The sequence below is a fragment of the Myxococcus sp. CA023 genome, assembly GCF_010998615.1.
In the GTDB taxonomy this organism is placed as follows: domain Bacteria; phylum Myxococcota; class Myxococcia; order Myxococcales; family Myxococcaceae; genus Myxococcus.
The window spans coordinates 1-16362 of the sequence record NZ_JAAEAH010000051.1 but is presented as its reverse complement, the minus strand read 5'-3'; the positions used below and the strand labels follow the sequence as shown (position 1 = coordinate 16362).

The 16362-nt window shown below is 69.5% G+C and carries 11 protein-coding genes and 1 pseudogene; 6 read left to right on the top strand and 6 right to left on the bottom strand.

Annotation, left to right across the window (positions count from 1 at the left end):
- Positions 1-55: 55 nt before the first annotated feature.
- Complete coding sequence (locus tag F8M74_RS22240) at positions 56-1690, bottom strand: carboxypeptidase-like regulatory domain-containing protein (RefSeq protein ID WP_141257228.1); 1635 nt, start codon at positions 1688-1690, stop codon at positions 56-58.
- 255 nt (positions 1691-1945) lie between these two features.
- On the opposite strand from F8M74_RS22240, the gene F8M74_RS22235 reads away from it, so the two are divergent.
- Both F8M74_RS22235 and F8M74_RS22230 read left to right on the top strand, forming a co-directional pair.
- Positions 1946-2398, top strand: coding sequence for an HIT family protein (locus tag F8M74_RS22235; protein ID WP_141257229.1), 453 nt, complete (start codon positions 1946-1948; stop codon positions 2396-2398).
- A gap of 68 nt (positions 2399-2466) precedes the next feature.
- On the top strand, positions 2467-7053 hold the full coding sequence (locus tag F8M74_RS22230; RefSeq protein ID WP_141257230.1) for an AAA domain-containing protein: 4587 nt from the start codon (positions 2467-2469) through the stop codon (positions 7051-7053).
- A 13-nt stretch (positions 7054-7066) separates the two neighbouring features.
- Here F8M74_RS22230 and F8M74_RS22225 read toward each other — a convergent pair whose 3' ends face one another.
- Complete coding sequence (locus F8M74_RS22225; protein ID WP_141257231.1) at positions 7067-7693, bottom strand: Uma2 family endonuclease; 627 nt, start codon at positions 7691-7693, stop codon at positions 7067-7069.
- 142 nt (positions 7694-7835) lie between these two features.
- Here F8M74_RS22225 and F8M74_RS22220 point away from each other — a divergent pair, with 142 nt between their 5' ends.
- Together F8M74_RS22220 and F8M74_RS22215 are read left to right on the top strand one after the other, a co-directional pair.
- Positions 7836-10670: a TonB-dependent receptor gene (locus F8M74_RS22220; RefSeq protein WP_228560659.1), complete on the top strand. Its 2835-nt coding sequence runs from the start codon at positions 7836-7838 to the stop codon at positions 10668-10670.
- 1 nt (position 10671) lies between these two features.
- Positions 10672-11118, top strand: coding sequence for a GNAT family N-acetyltransferase (locus tag F8M74_RS22215; RefSeq protein ID WP_141257233.1), 447 nt, complete (start codon positions 10672-10674; stop codon positions 11116-11118).
- A gap of 80 nt (positions 11119-11198) precedes the next feature.
- Here F8M74_RS22215 and F8M74_RS22210 read toward each other — a convergent pair whose 3' ends face one another.
- Positions 11199-11390: a hypothetical protein gene (locus tag F8M74_RS22210; RefSeq protein WP_194857010.1), complete on the bottom strand. Its 192-nt coding sequence runs from the start codon at positions 11388-11390 to the stop codon at positions 11199-11201.
- A 275-nt stretch (positions 11391-11665) separates the two neighbouring features.
- On the opposite strand from F8M74_RS22210, the gene F8M74_RS22205 reads away from it, so the two are divergent.
- The gene (locus F8M74_RS22205; RefSeq protein WP_162295100.1) at positions 11666-12988 is read left to right on the top strand and encodes a neutral/alkaline non-lysosomal ceramidase N-terminal domain-containing protein; all 1323 of its coding nucleotides are present in this window, start codon (positions 11666-11668) and stop codon (positions 12986-12988) included.
- A gap of 117 nt (positions 12989-13105) precedes the next feature.
- A complete protein-coding gene (locus tag F8M74_RS22200) occupies positions 13106-13603 on the top strand; it encodes a hypothetical protein (RefSeq protein WP_141257235.1) in 498 nt (165 codons plus the stop codon).
- Between the two features lie 63 nt (positions 13604-13666).
- Here F8M74_RS22200 and F8M74_RS22195 read toward each other — a convergent pair whose 3' ends face one another.
- The 3 genes and pseudogenes from F8M74_RS22195 to F8M74_RS37980 all read right to left on the bottom strand — a co-directional run.
- Complete coding sequence (locus F8M74_RS22195; RefSeq protein ID WP_153881055.1) at positions 13667-13804, bottom strand: hypothetical protein; 138 nt, start codon at positions 13802-13804, stop codon at positions 13667-13669.
- A 38-nt stretch (positions 13805-13842) separates the two neighbouring features.
- On the bottom strand, positions 13843-15999 hold the full coding sequence (locus F8M74_RS22190; RefSeq protein ID WP_228560657.1) for a S41 family peptidase: 2157 nt from the start codon (positions 15997-15999) through the stop codon (positions 13843-13845).
- A 66-nt stretch (positions 16000-16065) separates the two neighbouring features.
- Positions 16066-16362 (bottom strand): annotated as a pseudogene (locus F8M74_RS37980) (hypothetical protein); the annotation flags it as partial.

Below are 16362 nucleotides of genomic sequence, written 5' to 3'. Positions count from 1 at the left end.
TCCATAGGGGTGCAGTGCTGAGGCTCAGCCCAGCATCAACCGATGTATCGTAAGCTCAGGGGACCGCCGGCTGCACAGCGATGCCCCGGATGGAAAGGTCCGCCGAGAGGGGCTGTCCCCAGATGTTCTCGTAGGTGCCGTTGATTCCACGGCTACCCAACGCCGAGAAGCCCACTTGCAGCGGAGCCGTGCTGGGAGTCAGTGCCACCGAACCCGCGTACACGAAGTAATAACGGGTGCTGTAGTTCGACGGCCTGATGCTGAAAACAGGGGTTTCAGCAGGCGTGCGGGTCTGCACCGGACGAGTAGGCTCGTCGATGTAAAGGTCGAACCCGATGGGGTACCCAACCTCCCCCACGGCATCTCCAGGGGCACCGCTGTTGTTGATATCCGCGTCGAAGAACACCTGGACGGACTGTCCCGAGAAGAACGTGCGCGCGACGGGGTGCGTGAAGTTGATGTAGACGATCTCACCTGGATTGAGGGTCGGCGTTCCAACGGTAGAGGTCTCCTGGTAGCGAGCCTCCGCGATGGCCGTCGCCTGCTGCGGACCGGTTGCAGCACCGGCGAAGAAGTAACCCACGGTGCTATAGAGCGAACCGCCCTCTGCGGAGACCGCGCGCACGTCCAGGTTGTACTCCTTGCCCTCCACGGTGGACCCGGGATTGATGGTCGCGCTGTAGCCACCGTTGTTCACGGTCGCCGTCACGCCCAGCGACTCCCGCGCGTACTCATCCGTCATGCGAACGAGCAGCGAACCCTGCTGAATGGGCTGGTTGAAGAACAGGTGAATGAGCTCGCCCGGGCGGACCAGGTTGCGCAGAGGATGGAAGTCAGCGCCGCCGCCACGCAGGCTGGCCACGTTGCTGCTCTCGATGCTCAGCGGCACGTTCTGCGGCCGCGAGTACGGCAGGCTGATGAGCCGCGTGGTGCTGTTGGCCACCACCTCGGCCCCATAATACGTGTTGACGTAGCCGCCGGTCTCCGGGACGCCGTCACCGTTGGCGTCGATGGGCGACACCCACAGCCTGTACTCGCCATTGCCGTTGCGCAGGCGCGCCAGCTCAGAAGCGCTCGGGATGCCCGTGAAGGTGAGCAGGCCCTGCTCGTTCGCGGTCGCCTCCACCACCACGGAGCTCACCATCGACGAGGACTCATCGCCGTTGGAGATGGCACCCGCCGGCGTGGCCTCCAGCGTCGCCCGAGCACCCGCCGCGGGACGGCCCTGCGGCGTCACCACCAGGAAGTTCAGCGTGCCGTCCAGCCGCGCCAGGGTGATGGGGCCGAAGCTCGCGTTGCCGTTGTTGATGGGGACGTTGCCCGCGGACGACGGAACCTCCGCCGTCGCGCGCAGCGTGGCATAGCCCGCCTTGGAGAACGTCAGCAGCACGTGCGAACCGGCCGGGACATTCTTGTAGGTGAAGTTGCCCTTCGCATCCGAGACGGCCGACACCGGCTCCGCCGAGCTGCCGATGGTCATCTCCACCGTGACCTCGGTCAGCGGCCGCAGGTCCGTGCTCAGCACCTGACCGGACACCGTGCCCTTGGGATTGGCTGGCGTCACCACCGTCACAGTGTCCGGTTCGCGCACGCCGTCCGCGATTCCGTCTCCGTCCGCGTCAACCAGGTCGTCTCCACAACCGAACGCCAGGAACGGAACCACGGCCATTACCAGATGCTTCTTCATCATCCCCGCCTTGAAAGAAAAGTCCCCAAGTATCGCCGCCTCGACACTTCATGAGGCGTCAGCCGGACACTCTCCGACACTTGCCCGTTCCGTCAAGAAGCCCCCCTGATTCAGAGCGGGTTCTCATCCGCCGAGACGCCCGTAGCCGGGTGTGTCACGGATCACTCGGAGAACCCCGTATGCCCTCATGGACATGAGTCACCGTTGACCCGATGGCGTGACCCACCCGGGCTTTCCCCGGACTGCTAGCGTGGGCCCATGCCGGATGTCTTGGATGTGAATGACCCATGTCTCGGCTGCGCCATCGTGCGCGGCGAGACACGACCCGTGGGAGGCGTCATCGCGCGCGCGCCGGGACTGGTGCTGCATGGCGTGGCGGGCCCCAGCCCCGTGCCCGGCTGGGTCGTCATCTCCAGCGCCCAGCACGTGCGCGCCTGGTATGACCTGGAGCCGGACGCGGCGAGCGAGCTCGGCCCCTTCGCCGCCCGGGTCATGCGCGCCCAGCGCGAGGTGCTGGGCGCCGAACACGCCTACGCCTTCGCCATTGGCGATGTGCTGCGCCACTTCCACCTGCACCTCGTCCCCCGCTATTCGCAGACGCCGCAGCGGCTCTGGGGCCGGGCCGCCTTCGACGCTCCCGCCTCCGACCACCTCCCCGCGCAGGAACTGGAGGCCGCGGCGCACGCGCTCGCCGCCGCGCTGGCGGGCTGAAGCCTGGGCCCAGGGCCACCCTCGCGTGATAGAGACAGCGGCCTCCCCTCCCGTCGAGAGGTGCCGCCTTGTCGCCCGAGCCCCGCAACCGCGTCCTTGAGAAGATGCTTGAGCGGCTCTACGCCGCGCTCGCATCCGGCCCCAGCCTCAACAGCCGGCCGCACAACAGCCGCCAGCGCGTGGACCTCGCCACGCTGAGCCGGCTGGATGGCACCGCGCCCCACACCTTGCTGGCCGCCCTGCTCGGAGAGAAGGCCCAGGCCCGGCTCGTGGTGAAGCCACCACCTCCCGAGGCTCGCCCGCGCAAGGGCTCCGCCCAGGCCCGCGCCGCTCGCGCCCAGGACGACGATGCCACGGGGACGGATGCCGACGACCTGCTGGACGCGGCGCCCAAGGCCGCGCACGCACTGGACGAAAACCACGTCCCTTCCCGCGACGTGGCTTCCGACGCCGCGCTTCCGCTGGACAACCCCCAAGGGCCTTCCCGCCACGCGCGTCCCGACAGCGCGCCTCCGCCGGATGAGGCCCCCGCGCCGTCCCGCACGGAGGAGGAACAGCAGGACCTGCTCCGCAAGCTGGCCACCATCGTCGAGGACGCCCGAACCTTCGAGCAGGACACCGGCGCGCACGTCCTTCACGTGGGCTTTCCCCTGCTCCACCTGCCACCGGGCGCCAAGGACAAGCGCGGCTTCGGCACCCGGCGAATCCTGGCCCCCATCGCCTTCATCCCCGTGCGGCTCACGCTCAAGAAGGGCCGCGTGCCGTCGGTGGAGCTGGAAAGCGCCGAGGCCGGCGTGGACCGCGTGGCCCCCAACACCGCGCTGCTCGCCTGGCTGGAGCAGCAGACGGGCCAGCGGCTGGGCGACCTCTTCGCGGATGAAGCGGGCGAGGACCCGTGGCGCGAGCTGAACGAACTGGTGGCCGCCGTGTGCAAGGCCATGGAGCTGCCCGCGCCCGCCCCCTTCACGCCGGAAACCCTCCTGGCCGCCATTCCGCGTGGCGACGATGCCCAGCCCCAGGCCGCCATCCTCCCCAGCGCCGTGCTGGGGCTGTATCCCCTGTCCAACCAGAGCCTCGTGGACGACATGCGCGCGCTCCTGGACGGAGAGCCCATCTCCGGCCCGCTGGAGAGCTTCCTCCGCGTGGATGTTTCTCTCGGCCTGCCCTCGGGACACGGCGGCGGCGAGCCGAACCTGGAGGGGCTCAAGCGCGCGGGCGAGGAGCGGCTCGTCACACTCGCGGACCCGTGCCAGGCGCGTGCGGTGCGGCTGGCACGCAGCAGCCGGGGGCTCGTCATCCATGGGCCTCCGGGCACGGGTAAGTCGCAGACCATCGCCAATGCCATAGGCGACCACCTGGCGCGCGGGGAGCGCGTGTTGCTCGTCTGCGACAAGCGCACCGCGCTGGACGTGGTGAAGCACCGCCTGGACCATCTCGGACTGGGACACCTGTGCGCCGTCGTCCACGACGCCCAGCGTGACCAGCGCGACCTCTACATGGGCATCCGCGAGCAGCTCGACACGCTGCCGGAGACACGGACCGACGCGGCCGTGGCCAAGGAACTGGCGCGCATCGACACGGAGCTCCAGTCCCTCCATGACGAACTGACGGCCGCCGACCGGGCCCTCTCCGAGCGCCCCGACGGAGGCACCGCGCCTTCCTTCCACGAGCTGGTGGGCCAGTGGTTCTCCGTGGAGGCCCCCGCCGCGCTCACGCCCGCCGTGTCGAGCCTCGCCCACGCACGGCTGGGCGACGTGACGCCGCACGAGCGCGAGGTGCGCGAGGTGCTGGAGCGCGGCGGCAAGGAGGGCTATCCGGAGAACCCGTGGCGCGAGGCCCTGGGCGGCGAGCTCGCCACGTACCTGGCGACGCCGCTGGCTACCCACCGCGAGCGACTGAGCGCTATCGACAGCGCGGCGCGGGACGCGGATGCGCTCGTGTCACCAGACGTGCCTGTCTTCGGCGCGGACCCTCGGGCGGAGGGCGCGGCGCGCGCCGCCTTCGCGGAGAAGCTGGCGCCACTGCTGGAGTCGGCCCGTCCGGACGTCCTCGCGCGCTGGGGCTCGGCGACGCCGGACGTGGTCCAGGCCGCGCGGACTCAGCTCGACGGGCTGGCGGCACAGCGGCAGGTGCTCGCGGAAGGGCCGCTGGACGCGGAGCTGGCGCTGGTCCACCGCGAGCAACCCCAGGCCTTGAGTGTACTGGCCACCGCGATGGCCGCGCTGGGCTCGTACCTGGACATCGCTCGCAAGTGGTACGCGTTCTTCTACTTCGCACGGAAGGCCGGGGCGCGCCGGGTGCTCCAGCAGTTCGGGCTGACGCTGAGCATCCTCGCCGCGGAGCGCGTCACGCGGTTCTTCACGGGCGTGAAGGCCCGCGCGCTGCTCACCGAGTACCACCGCACCACGCTCGTCCCGGGCGACACCGCGACGCTCACCGACGAGTCCTTGTCCCAGACGCTTCGCACCCACGCGGCGCTCTTCGAACTACTGCAGGAGTTGGAGCGCACGCCCTTGCTCGCATCGTGCCGGGACGTGGTGCGGGCGGCCCTGACGGCGGACGCGGAGGCTCGCGCGGCGCTGCTGGCGGGCCTGCGGCTGTCTGCGGCCCGAGGCGACGCCGTCGCGCGGCTGGAGGCCCGGCTCACCGAAGCGGGGCTCTTTTCCGCGCCGTGGCTCGACTCGCGCTCGCGCGGGCTGCGCTCGGGCGAGCGTTTGGCATCCGTCACCACCGCCCTGGTGTCACGGCTCCCCACCGTGGAAGGTCTGCTGCGCATGCGCGCGGTGCTGACGGGCATGCCTCCGGCACTGGAGTCCGCCGTGGAGCGGCTGGCGCGCCAGGGCGCGGAGGCCGAGGCCGGCTGGCGCACAGTGTTGAAGGCGACGCTGGCGGCGGAAGCCTCCGCACGACTGAGGGATGCGCCAGCGCTCCAGCACATCGACGCCGAGCGCGTGCGCACCACCCATTCGCACTACCGCGTGCTGGAGGAGAAGAAGCGGGTCCTCGTGCGCGACGCCCTGGTCCACCGCTGGACACAGCGCCAGCGCGAGCGGCTGCTCGCGGGCACGGGCGGCCGGCTCAACGGGCAGGGCGCGGAGCTCCGCCGACGGCTGATGCTGCGAGGCGAGCGCGCCCTGCGCGTGCGTCAGGTCATCGCCACCGGGCAAGGCATCGAAGGGGGTGACCCGCTCTTCGACGTCCGCCCCGTGTGGATGGCCAGTCCACAGACCGTGGCGCAAATCTTCCCCCGCCGCCCCATCTTCGACGTCGTCATCTTCGACGAGTCCTCGCAGTGCCGGCTGGAGGAGGCCCTCCCCGTCCTCACCCGCGCCCACCGCGTGGTCATCGCCGGTGACCCGAAGCAGTTGCCACCCACGCGCTTCTTCGAATCCGCCGTGGTGCAGAACGCGGAGCAGGAGGCCGAAAGCGAGCAGGGCCTCTTCGAGGAGCAGCAATCCGAGGTGGAAGACCTGCTGTCGGCGGCGCTCAACCTCGACATCGACCAGTGCTACCTGGACGTGCACTACCGCTCCCAGAACGCGGACCTCATCGCCTTCAGCAACGACCACTTCTACGACAAGCGGCTCCAGGCCATTCCCGCGCACCCGTCCCACAGCGCGCCCCACGCGCCATTGCGGCTGCTCCCCGTGGGCGGCACCTATGAGAAGCGCACCAACCTGGTGGAGGCACGCGCCGTGGGCACGCTGGTGAAGGAGCTGCTCTCACGGCAGCAGCCGCCGTCCATTGGCATCGCATGCTTCAACCTCACCCAGCGCGACGCCATCAACGACGTCCTCGATGAGATGGCCGCCAGCGACGCGTCCTTCGCGGCGCGGCTGGCCGAAGCGCGCGTGCGCCGGGGCTCGGGCTCGTTCGAGGGGCTCTTCGTGAAGAATCTGGAGAACGTCCAGGGCGACGAGCGCGACCACCTCATCATCAGCACCACCTATGGCCCGGACCGGCACGGCCGCTTCTACCGGCGCTTCGGTCCGCTGGGCAGCGCAGGCGGCGGCCGGCGGCTCAACGTGCTGGTGACGCGAGCGCGGGAGCAGATTCACCTCGTCACCTCGATTCCGCGTGAGTCCTACCAGTCCGCGCCCCCCATGGAAGCGGGCCGGCAGCCCAACGGCGGCTGGCTCCTCTTCGCGTACCTGCGCTTCGCGGAGGCCTTGGAGTCGGCCTACGCCCAGGAGGCCCGCCGCGAGCCCGAGGACACCGTGTCCCAGGCGTCGCGGCCCGCCCAGGCAGTGGAGGTGTTCGTGCGCCCCACGGACGCGGGCTCGGCATTCGCGCAGGCCCTGGCAGAACACCTGGCCACCCAGCACCGCGTGTCCTCGGAAGTCCACTGGGGAAATGATGGCTTCTGCGTGGACGTCGCGCTCCGGCACCCCACCCGCCCGGGCGACGTGACAGTCGGCGTGCTGTGTGACGGCACGCGCTACCCCAAGGCCGCTGACCGCGTGGAGTGGGACCTCTTCCGCACCGGCGTGCTGGAGGGCCAAGGCTGGCAGCTCGTGCGGATGTGGACGCCCTCCTTCTTCCGCGACCCCGAGGGCGCCACCACCCAGGTCCTCCAGGCCGCTGGCGACAAGCTGATGCGCGAACCTTCCGCCTCACCGCAGGCGGCCATGTCCGCGCGGGGCGTGGTGCACTGAGGCGGAGGCGGCGTCACTTCGCCTTCGCCTCCGGCAGCCACAACACGCCGAGCTCCAGCTCCACCGCTTCAAAGGGCTCGGCGCGGACGCGCTCGTCGTCCGACCACGTGCCCAGTTCGAGCCACCGTCCCCCGCTCAGCCGGAACACCTCCAGTGTCCGCGCCTGAGGGTCCACAAGCCAGACGTGCCCGACGCCCTCCCGCGCGTAGATGCGCCTCTTGCTTGAGCGGTCCACGGCCGCCGTGGAAGGCGACAGCACCTCGCAGACCCAGTCCGGTGACAGCGTGAAGTAGGGCGTATCCGGGACTTCCGGCATCCGGTCGCGGCGCCAGCCCGCCAGGTCCGGTACCAGCACGTCCGCGCCGAAATGCAGCTCCGGCTCATGCAGGAGCCACCAGCCTCCGGGACCGCCCTGTCCCAAATCGAAGGGATTGAACAGCCCACTGAGCAGCGCCGAGCTGGCCCGCGCATGTCGACTCGCCGGCCTCGGCTGAGCGATGAGCTCCCCGTCGATAATCTGCCCCACCTGGTGTTCCGGCAGCGCCACCAGGTCCTCGTAGGTCGCCGGGCGCTTCGTCTCGTGGCCCATTCCCGTGTCCCGTTCCTCTCTCACCGTGATGGCCGACAGCTCCTGAATCATGGCCCCCGCCTCCCCGGAGTGGAACCCCACTCCTCGTTGCATGTCCAGGCTCGACATTACCCATCAGGTCCGACACCCACTGGCCAACCCATAAGCCCCCATGGACCTCTCACGCCAGAGAGGGAAGAATGCTTGGCGTCCCATGCGTTCCTCCCGTTCTTTCGCGTTCGTCCTCTCGATGTTCCTCCTGTCCGCGCCCGTGCTCGCGGACAACAACGCGGATGAAGCGGACATCGCGTTCGAGCTCGGCAACGATGCCTATTCCAAGGGGCAGTACGCCGAGGCGTTGCGCTCCTACTTCACCAGCTACCGCCTGGTGCCCAACCGGAACGTCCTCTTCAACATCGCCCGCTGCTTCGAGGCGCTGGGCAAGTTCAACGAGGCGTACCGCTACTACAACGACCTGCTCACAGAGGACCTGCCCAAGGAGGACGCCGCCGAGGTCTCCCGCTCCGTGGACCGGCTCCGTCCCAAGGTCGCGCTGGTGCGCGTCACCACCAACCCCAAGGGCGCCGACGTCTACGTGGACCGCATGGACCTGGGCAGCCGGGGCCGCTCTCCGCAGACGCTCGCGCTGACGCCCGGCCGTCACAAAATCATGGTGAAGAAGGACGGTTACCGCGCCACGGAGGCCACGCTCACCCTGGTGCGCGGCCGTGAGACGGACCAGACCTTCGACCTCACGCTCATCACCGGCGGCGTGGAGGTGACGGGCACGCCGGAGGGCGCCGAGATTCGCGACGCCCCCAACGGCACCATCCTGGCCCGCGTGCCCGGCCGCGTGCGGCTGCCTCCCGGCCAGCGCGTGCTGCACGTGCGCGCCCCCGGCTACGCCCCCAGCCAGTACGTGGTGGATGTCCCCGCCGACGGCAACGTGCCTGTCGCCGTGGTGCTGCGTCCCCAGGACCGGCCCACCGGGCGGCTCGTCGTCACCGCCAACCGCGACGGCGCCACGGTGCGCGTGGATGGCAAGCCCGCCGGCTTCACCCCCACCGTCGTCACCCTCCCCGAAGGCGAGCACACGCTGGAGGTGGAGAGCCGCGAGGTGCGCCCGCTCCGCCAGACGGTGAAGGTGGTGGCCGAGGAAGAAGTGAAGGTCCACGCCGAGCTGCGCTACGCGCCGCCTCCGGTGCGCGCCGCATCGAAGAGCCTGGTCGCCGTCGACGAAGCGCCTGCCTCCACCACCGTGCTCACACAGGAGGAGCTGCGCGCCTTCGGCTGGCGCACCGTCGCCGAGGCCGTGGCCGGTGTGCGCGGCTTCTATCTCACCGACGACCGGACCTATACGTACATGGGCGTGCGCGGCTTCTCCCCGCCGGGCGACCTCAACACGCGCATCCTCATCCTCTGGGATGGCCACTCCATGAACGACGTCTGGGCCGGCCAGGGCTTCGCCGCCCGCGACCTCAGCGTGGACATCCATGAAGTGGAGCGCATCGAGGTGGTGCGCGGCCCTGGCAGCGCCCTGTACGGCACGGGCGCCTTCTTCGCCGTCATCAACGTGGTCCCCCGTGAGTCGCTGGGTTCGGACAAGCACCTGGAAGTCACGGGCGCGGTGGGCGCGCTCGGCACCACCCGGGGACACGCCACCGCGTCGTGGGAGGACGGCAACCGGTCGGTGCTGGTGAGCGCCGGCGCCTTGACGTCCACGGGCGCGGACACCACCCGGCTGGGCACCAACGGCCCCATCATCACCGGGCTGGACGCGGAGCGCGCCGCCGGTGGCTCCCTCCGCGCCCGGCTGGGCGACCTGTCCTTCCAGGCCCAATTCAACGTGCGCAACAAGGAGCTGCCCACCGCGCCCTATGGCACCGTGCCCGGCACGGAGGGCAACTTCGTGCAGGACCTGCGCGCCTTCGCCGAGGCCCGCTACGAGCGCCAGTTCACCGAGCGCTTCAGCCTGTCCGTGCGCGGTGCGTTCGACATCAGCCGCTACGAGGGCACCTACGTCTACCCGGAGGAGGACGGCGGCGCCCGGACCGAGGGCGGCGCGGCGGACTGGCTCACCGGCGAGGCCCGCGCGCGCATCGGCCTGTTCGAGGGCAACGTCTTCACGCTCGGCGTGGAAGGCCAGGCGCAGCTTCGCGTCCGTCAGGACGCCGGTGATTTGCCCCTGGAGACGCAGGCGCGCACGCTGGTGTCCGCGTACCTGCTCGACGAGTGGAAGATCCACCCGCGGCTGAGCGTGTCGGCCGGTCTGCGCCTGGACAAGTACGTGGACCTGGACAGCACGCCCATCACCCCTCGTCTGGCCGTCATCGCCCGGCCCTACGAGCAGGGCCTCACCAAGCTGGTGGCGGGTAACGCCTTCCGCGCGCCCAACGTCTACGAGCTCTACTACGCGGACGGCATCTCCCAGGGCGCGGCGCTGAACCTGCGGCCAGAGACCATCACCACCTTCGAGCTGGAACACTCGCACGACCTGACGGACGAGCTGCGCCTCACCGTCGCCGGCTACCACAACCGCATCTCCAGCCTGGTGCAGCTCACCGCGGAAGACTCGGCTTCAGGCGACTGCGGCACCGCCGCCTGTCTGCGCTTCATGAACACCGACGGCACCACACTCGCCTGGGGCGCCGAGGCCGGCGTGCACTGGCAGCCGGGCCGCTGGCTGATGGTGGACGTGAGCTACTCCTACGTGACGCTGCGCAACGCCTCGGAGGAAGTGGCCAACGCGGCGCCCGCGCACCTGGTGGCGGGCCGGATGATGCTGCCCATTGGCGCCGGCGACATGCGCGTGGCCACCCAGGCCATCTACCAGAGCGCCCGGCCCACCGGCCCGGGCGGCGCGGACAGCGGCGAGGCACTGCTGGTGGGCTTCGGCCTGTCGGGTGACTACGGCCCCCTGCGCTACTTCGCCGGCGTGCACAACCTGCTGGACGCCCGTTACTCGCTGCCGGTGTCGGACGAGAACTCCATCGCCCCCGTGCCCCAGTACGGCCGCACCTTCACGCTCCAGCTCACGGGGACTTTCTGACGTGACGGCCGGCACCACCTTCACCTTCATCCACCCCGGGCATCCGCTCTACGCGGGTGAGCTGGAGCTGCGCTTCCGCGTGCTGCGCGAGCCGCTCGGCTACACCCGTGACGACGTGGCCTTTCCCTTCGAGGCGGACAGCCTGCACCTGGTGGCGCACCAGGAGGAGGTGGTGCTCGGCTGCGTCCTCTTCAACCCCGAGGATGCCCACGGCGGACGGCTGTTCCAGATGGCCGTGTCCTCCCACCTTCAGGGGAAGGGGCTGGGTGCCCGGCTGGTGCGCACGCTGGAAGCGGAGCTGGTGCGGCGCGGCTTCACCCATGTCCACCTGCACGCGCGCGAACCGGCGGTCCCGTTCTATGAACGACTGGGTTACGCCGTCTTCGGCGACCCCTACACCGAGGTGGGCGTCCCCCACCGCAACATGCGCAAAACACTCGGGGCCTAGTGGACCTACGAGCGCCTAGACCTCCTCGAACTCTGCTCCCGTGACGTTCGCGCGCTCCATCGCCCTCTTGATGTCCTCATTCACGCCTCGGCTGATGTGGTCGGGTTCCAGAGAGAGCCGAGAAGCTTGAGCACCGCCTGGGGCCGCGCACGATAGTAGGCGAGCCCCGAGCGTAACGAGTCCTGAAGCTCGGTCATCTCGTCGAAGAGAAGGTTGTGAGTGGTGCGTCCGCGCAGAGGGCGCCACAGCCGCGCCAACTGCATCTGCAGCACGGCCTCGGACTATTGCCCCATCCTGACGTTCTGCACGACCGGAACGGCCTGTAGCTACAACCCCCACGGGGTGCGGCACCGGCTGGGTCTACGCGTGCAATGGCGACTGCCTGTACTAAGCCGCCCGAGCCCCACGCTGGGTGAGCGAGGCCACTGGCTCCTGCCTCTCGGGGCGAGCATGCCACGGCATGCTCCTCCGAGAGGCGACCCGATGGATTGACGCACCCATTCGAGGTTGCTATTGCCGGGCGCTCCCCACCCTCTCAGTCCGGCGCATGTCCCCGAGCCCACAGCACCGCCTCCGGCCATGGCTCAAGAGACTGGGTGCGCCGCTCCTCTTCATCCTCGGCCTCTATGCCATCGCAGCCGTGGACTGGTGGTGCCCGGCGCCCCTTTCCGAGAGCCCCCGCGTTGCCGCCGCCGACGTGGTCAAGGGGCCGCTCCAGGCTGGCGCGGGAGTGGAGGACATCATCGCGCCCTTGCCGGTCGCTTCCGCCGGTTATGGCCCCTTGCGCCCCGCGGCCACGGAAGCAACCACTCCACTGGCCGTCAGGGCCCTGGTGCTCCAGTCTGGCGACGTCCGCGTGGCCATCGTCTCGACGGAGCTGTTGACCCCCCCTTCCTCGATGCGACTCTCCCTGGCGGCCCTCCTCCAGGAGTTGAAGGTCACCGAGCTGTTCGTGACGGCCACGCACACCCATTCCTCCATGGGGAGCTACGAACCGTCCTCCCTCTTCCAGCTCGGCGGAGTCGGGCGGTTCCGCCCAGCCGCGAGAGAAGCCATCATCGCGGCGACAAGCAGCGCCTTGCGGCGGGCGGTGGACACACTCACCCCGGTCTCCGTCGAGCTGGGTGAGGGCATCGTCCCCGACCTCATCGTCTCTCGCGGTCGCGCCGAACCCCATGTCGATGCCCGGTTGACACGTCTGGTCTTCCGACACGAGCAGCGGAAGGTCGCGGAGCTCTCCATCTTCTCGGCGCATCCGACGCTCGCCCCCCACAAGTCCCGGACCCTCTCGGGAGACTATCCGGGGCGGTACAGCCGCACGCGGGAGGAGGAAGGTGGAGTGGTTCTCTTCCTCCAGGGCATGGTCGGGAATGCTCGGGCAACCCTCCCCTCACAGGAGAGCGACTCCCCCTCCCGGGATGCGCTCTTCGCAACGCTCCTGACGCACGCGGCTCGCGGCATCCATCCCGCTCCCGTCCCGGCGGAGGGACTGGCCTACACGCGGGTCCAGGTGAAGCTCCCGCGCCCCGATGCAAGCCGACTCGTGCCCGTCGGCCTGCACGGCGTCACCGAGAACGCCCTGTGCCACCTGGGCCCTCGCCAGGCCGAGGCCTCTCGACTGAGCCTGGGGTCCGTGAGCTTGCTGTTCGTGCCAGCCGAAGTGACGCTTCCAGCGGGCCGCCTGCTCGAGGCAGCGGGCGGCGCAACCCGCGTCATCTCGCTCACGGGTGACTACATCGGCTATCTGGATTCGCCCGAGCACGTCCGGAATCGGAGCGGTGAGAGTCAGCTCCAGTACTTTGGCCCCGAGCTCCTCGAGACCTTCGTCCGGGCCGCCGCGTTGACGGCATCCAGCCTCGAGAGCCCCTGACCCTGCGACGTCGGCTGTCCGCGGGACGCCACGCACGGGCCGCGACGCCCTCAGCCAGCATCTTCGAAGCCACCCGGGACGCCCCTGCAAGCCAGGACCCGATGCTATGACAGACGCATGACGACGCTGAAGGAGTGGCTCCTGGCGGTCCTGCCGTTCACGGCGCTGGTCCTGCTCTGGCGCTTCTCGGTCTCGCGCGAGAAGCGGCACACCCAGACGCTCTACCGCGCCATCGACAAAGGGGCCGTGAGCGAGGTCCAGGCCATCCTCTCGAAGCAGGCCTTCCCGAACCTGCGCTCGGTGGTCGTCGCGAGCGCCATCGTGAGGGCCGTCGAATCCAGACAGGTTGCCGTGCTCGACTTCCTGCTCAGCCCCGAGCTGAAGCCCGTGACGCTCACCCAGCAGCTCGATTCCTTCCTTCACGACCAGGCAATGAAGGGTGGCTGGAGGGGCGTGGTGCTCTGGCGCTCGCGGAACTCGCACCTGTTCTTGCCCTGGAGGGACCTGAGCAAGCGGGACAAGCTCCGGCTGAGGGCCATGGCCACCCGCGTCGTCGAGGCGGAGCCCTCGAAGGTCTTTCTTCGCCACGACGTCCGAGGATGGACCGTCGCCTGAAACGACGAAGGGCCCGTGCGTGTGCACGAGCCCTCGTGGAACGTCACCCGCGCGCGGCGCCGGTCAGAACTGCCCGGCGCGCGCCTGCTCGAAGGGCACGCGGTGCTTCAGGTACATCGTGTCCATCATGTGGTTGCCGATGAGGTTCAGGTTGCCGTCCGTGAAGCGGTGCACCACAGCGCCCTTGCCCGCGCATAGCATGGGTGCGCAGCGCGCTTCCGCAGGGGCCCGCCCTCGCGTCAAGAACACACGCGACGCGAGGGCCGGGTCCATGACCGCTGGAGCGCTTGGACCGCGATGCGGTACGCGGCGTCGTTCTCGACGCGCTTCTCCCCCACCGAGGGCTGCACAGGGCAGTGAGGCATCGCGCCCCGATGGGGTTGGGGCTCGGGCCAGACGAAGCGGAAGGCCAGCAAGGGAATGCCAAGCTCCATTCCCGAGTGGGGCAGGACGAGGTCCCACTTGTAGCCGCTGGTGTTGCCGCCGTAGGTGCCCCCCACCTCCTCGCCGACAAAGAGCCCTCGCTCCGTCGCGCGGAGCATGGAGGCCAGCTCCGCGCCTCCTGAGAACGTCGCGCCGCCTGCCAGCACCACCAGCCTCCCTTCGAAGACGGGTTGAGCGCGCGACCAGCGCGTCATCAAGCCTTCGGGCGGCGCGTTGATGCGCAGCAGGTGGCCGTCGGCCCGGGCCTGGACGGTGGCCAGTTCCTCCGCGTCATAGATTTCGTGTTCGAACACCCGGCCCGTCGTGGTGGTCACACGCAGGTGGTTCGGACGCGTGCGGACCGAGGCGTATTTTTGAAGAGGCTCCGTGACCAGATGCGAGAAGAGGATGCTCTCATTGGGCTCCGAACCACCGCCGTTGTCACGCAGGTCCAGAATCAGGTTGCGCGCGCCACGTGCCACGAGCGCCTCGAAGTGGGCGCGCATCGTCGGCTCGAAGGCCGCGCCGGCCTCCCGGTACCTCCGGTTGCTGAAGGTCGGGACATGGAGATAGGCCGTGGTGTCATCCACCCAGCTCAACGTGGCGAGGGGCGAGGCGTCGTCTGACGGTGGCGGCCGTGTCGCGACAGTGACGGGCTCGAGCCGACGACGCATGGCTTTCCCATCTGGCAAGCGCAAGTGAACGTCGTAGCCCGCTTCATCGCCGCGCATCCACCAGCGGACCCGGGCATAGCCAGCACCTCCGCGGTCCCGCATCACACCCGTTTCAATGGCGCCGTCATGCGGGCTGACGCGCATCATTTCGGCCAGGAGCGCCTTGCGTCCCTCCCCGTTGATGGAGAGCAGGCGCGTTCCCGGGGGAATGTCCGAGGCCGCCCCGTAGCCGGCGATGACGAACATCCCATCGTCCCGCCAGAGGAGGTCCAAGGGAAAGAGCCGTGCATGCTCGCGGTAGCGGCAGTTCATGCCCGGGCTGCGCGCGACCGACAAATGGCCCTCCCCAATCCCGGAGAGCAACGGGCGCAGTGCGCGGAACAGCGCCTCTTCCGTCGTGACCTTCGCCGCGAGCGCGCGAGCCTGCGCCTTGCGTCGAGCCCATTCACGAGGACTTTGCCGCCACAAGAGGTCCGGAATGGCGGCTTCCACGGCGGAGATGGCCAACTCCAGGTCCTCGCGAGCCTGTCGCGGCTCCAGTTCTCCGGACGGACAGGCCGTTGCAGGCGTCGCGCTCAGGACAACGCAACAGACGGCGATGAGCGGGTAGACCAGGCAGTGGACTCGATGGGCGACACCATGGCGTGGGTGGACCGTCGGGGCCGCGGTGGCTCGGCGCTTCAGGGAAGGCATCGAGCCGCCGGTGATATCACGAGCAGGCGCGCCGGAGCAGGGTTCCCTACCCCAGTCCCCGCGGGGCCCTGGCAGGCCCCGGGGCCCAGAGGCGGTGCTGCGTGCGACGATGGCGCAGTAATAGTCGCGCAAGGTGAGCCGGCGCTTGCTGCCGTCTTTCAAGGTGAGCACCACCGTCTGACCGGCTGCGCGGCATCGCCAGCGCGCGGCTTCCGTGCCCGCGTAATCAGTGCCAATGGGCTTCCCATCAATGGCAACGATTTCGTCCCCCACCTTCCAGCCCGAGCTGGCGGCTGGGCTTCCAGGGGCCACCAGCTTCACCACGAGCCGCCCTTCCGAGGGGAGGGCAATCAGCCCGGACCGGTCCTTGAGGAAGGGCTGCCGCAGCGCTCGGGCATCGGGGACCAGCATCAGCGTGTCCGTCGCGTAGTCCGTAATCATCCGGAAGCGAGCAAGGACAGCGAGCCCCATGTTGCCGAGGAGCCGGTCCGAGGCGGAGACACTCTTGCCCGCGTCGTCGAACACCGTGGGCACGTTCTTCAGGGTGATGCCGGCGAGCTGGATGTCCTTCAGCGTGGCCACATCGCGCTCCCGGAGTCCGCCCACGGCGCCAGACAGCGTCCTGGAGCTGCGCCGTCCCGAGAGCAGTCCCGCCTGCTGCCAGTAGGCGGGTTAGAGCGAGAGCGCGCCGCCGTTGCCCACGTCGAACAGCACCGGAATGGGAGGCCGGCCCTCGATGGAAATCTGGACGGCGCGCTGGCCCCCCGCGGACTCGACCAGCGGGAGCCTCACTGCTCGCGGCGGCGCCTTGAAGCAGGACGCCTCGTGGAAGGCGACGCGCCGGTTGGGAAAGTCCACGTCCACGACGAGCTGGTTGAAGGCCTCCTTGCCCAGGATGACGGGCAGCGGGTGGCCCACCAACCGCGCGACCTCGGGCGCATAAGAGGAATGGGGGCCCTGTTGAGGGGG

What these genes read in the sequence shown, in the direction of transcription:
- F8M74_RS22240 (WP_141257228.1), bottom strand. Translation starts at nt 1,690, where the DNA reads ATGATGAAGAAGCATCTGGTAATGGCCGTGGTTCCGTTCCTGGCGTTC.
- F8M74_RS22235 (WP_141257229.1), top strand. Translation starts at nt 1,946, where the DNA reads ATGCCGGATGTCTTGGATGTGAATGACCCATGTCTCGGCTGCGCCATC.
- F8M74_RS22225 (WP_141257231.1), bottom strand. Translation starts at nt 7,693, where the DNA reads ATGATTCAGGAGCTGTCGGCCATCACGGTGAGAGAGGAACGGGACACG.
- F8M74_RS22220 (WP_228560659.1), top strand. Translation starts at nt 7,836, where the DNA reads ATGCGTTCCTCCCGTTCTTTCGCGTTCGTCCTCTCGATGTTCCTCCTG.
- F8M74_RS22205 (WP_162295100.1), top strand. Translation starts at nt 11,666, where the DNA reads ATGTCCCCGAGCCCACAGCACCGCCTCCGGCCATGGCTCAAGAGACTG.
- F8M74_RS22200 (WP_141257235.1), top strand. Translation starts at nt 13,106, where the DNA reads ATGACGACGCTGAAGGAGTGGCTCCTGGCGGTCCTGCCGTTCACGGCG.
- F8M74_RS22195 (WP_153881055.1), bottom strand. Translation starts at nt 13,804, where the DNA reads ATGCTATGCGCGGGCAAGGGCGCTGTGGTGCACCGCTTCACGGACGGC.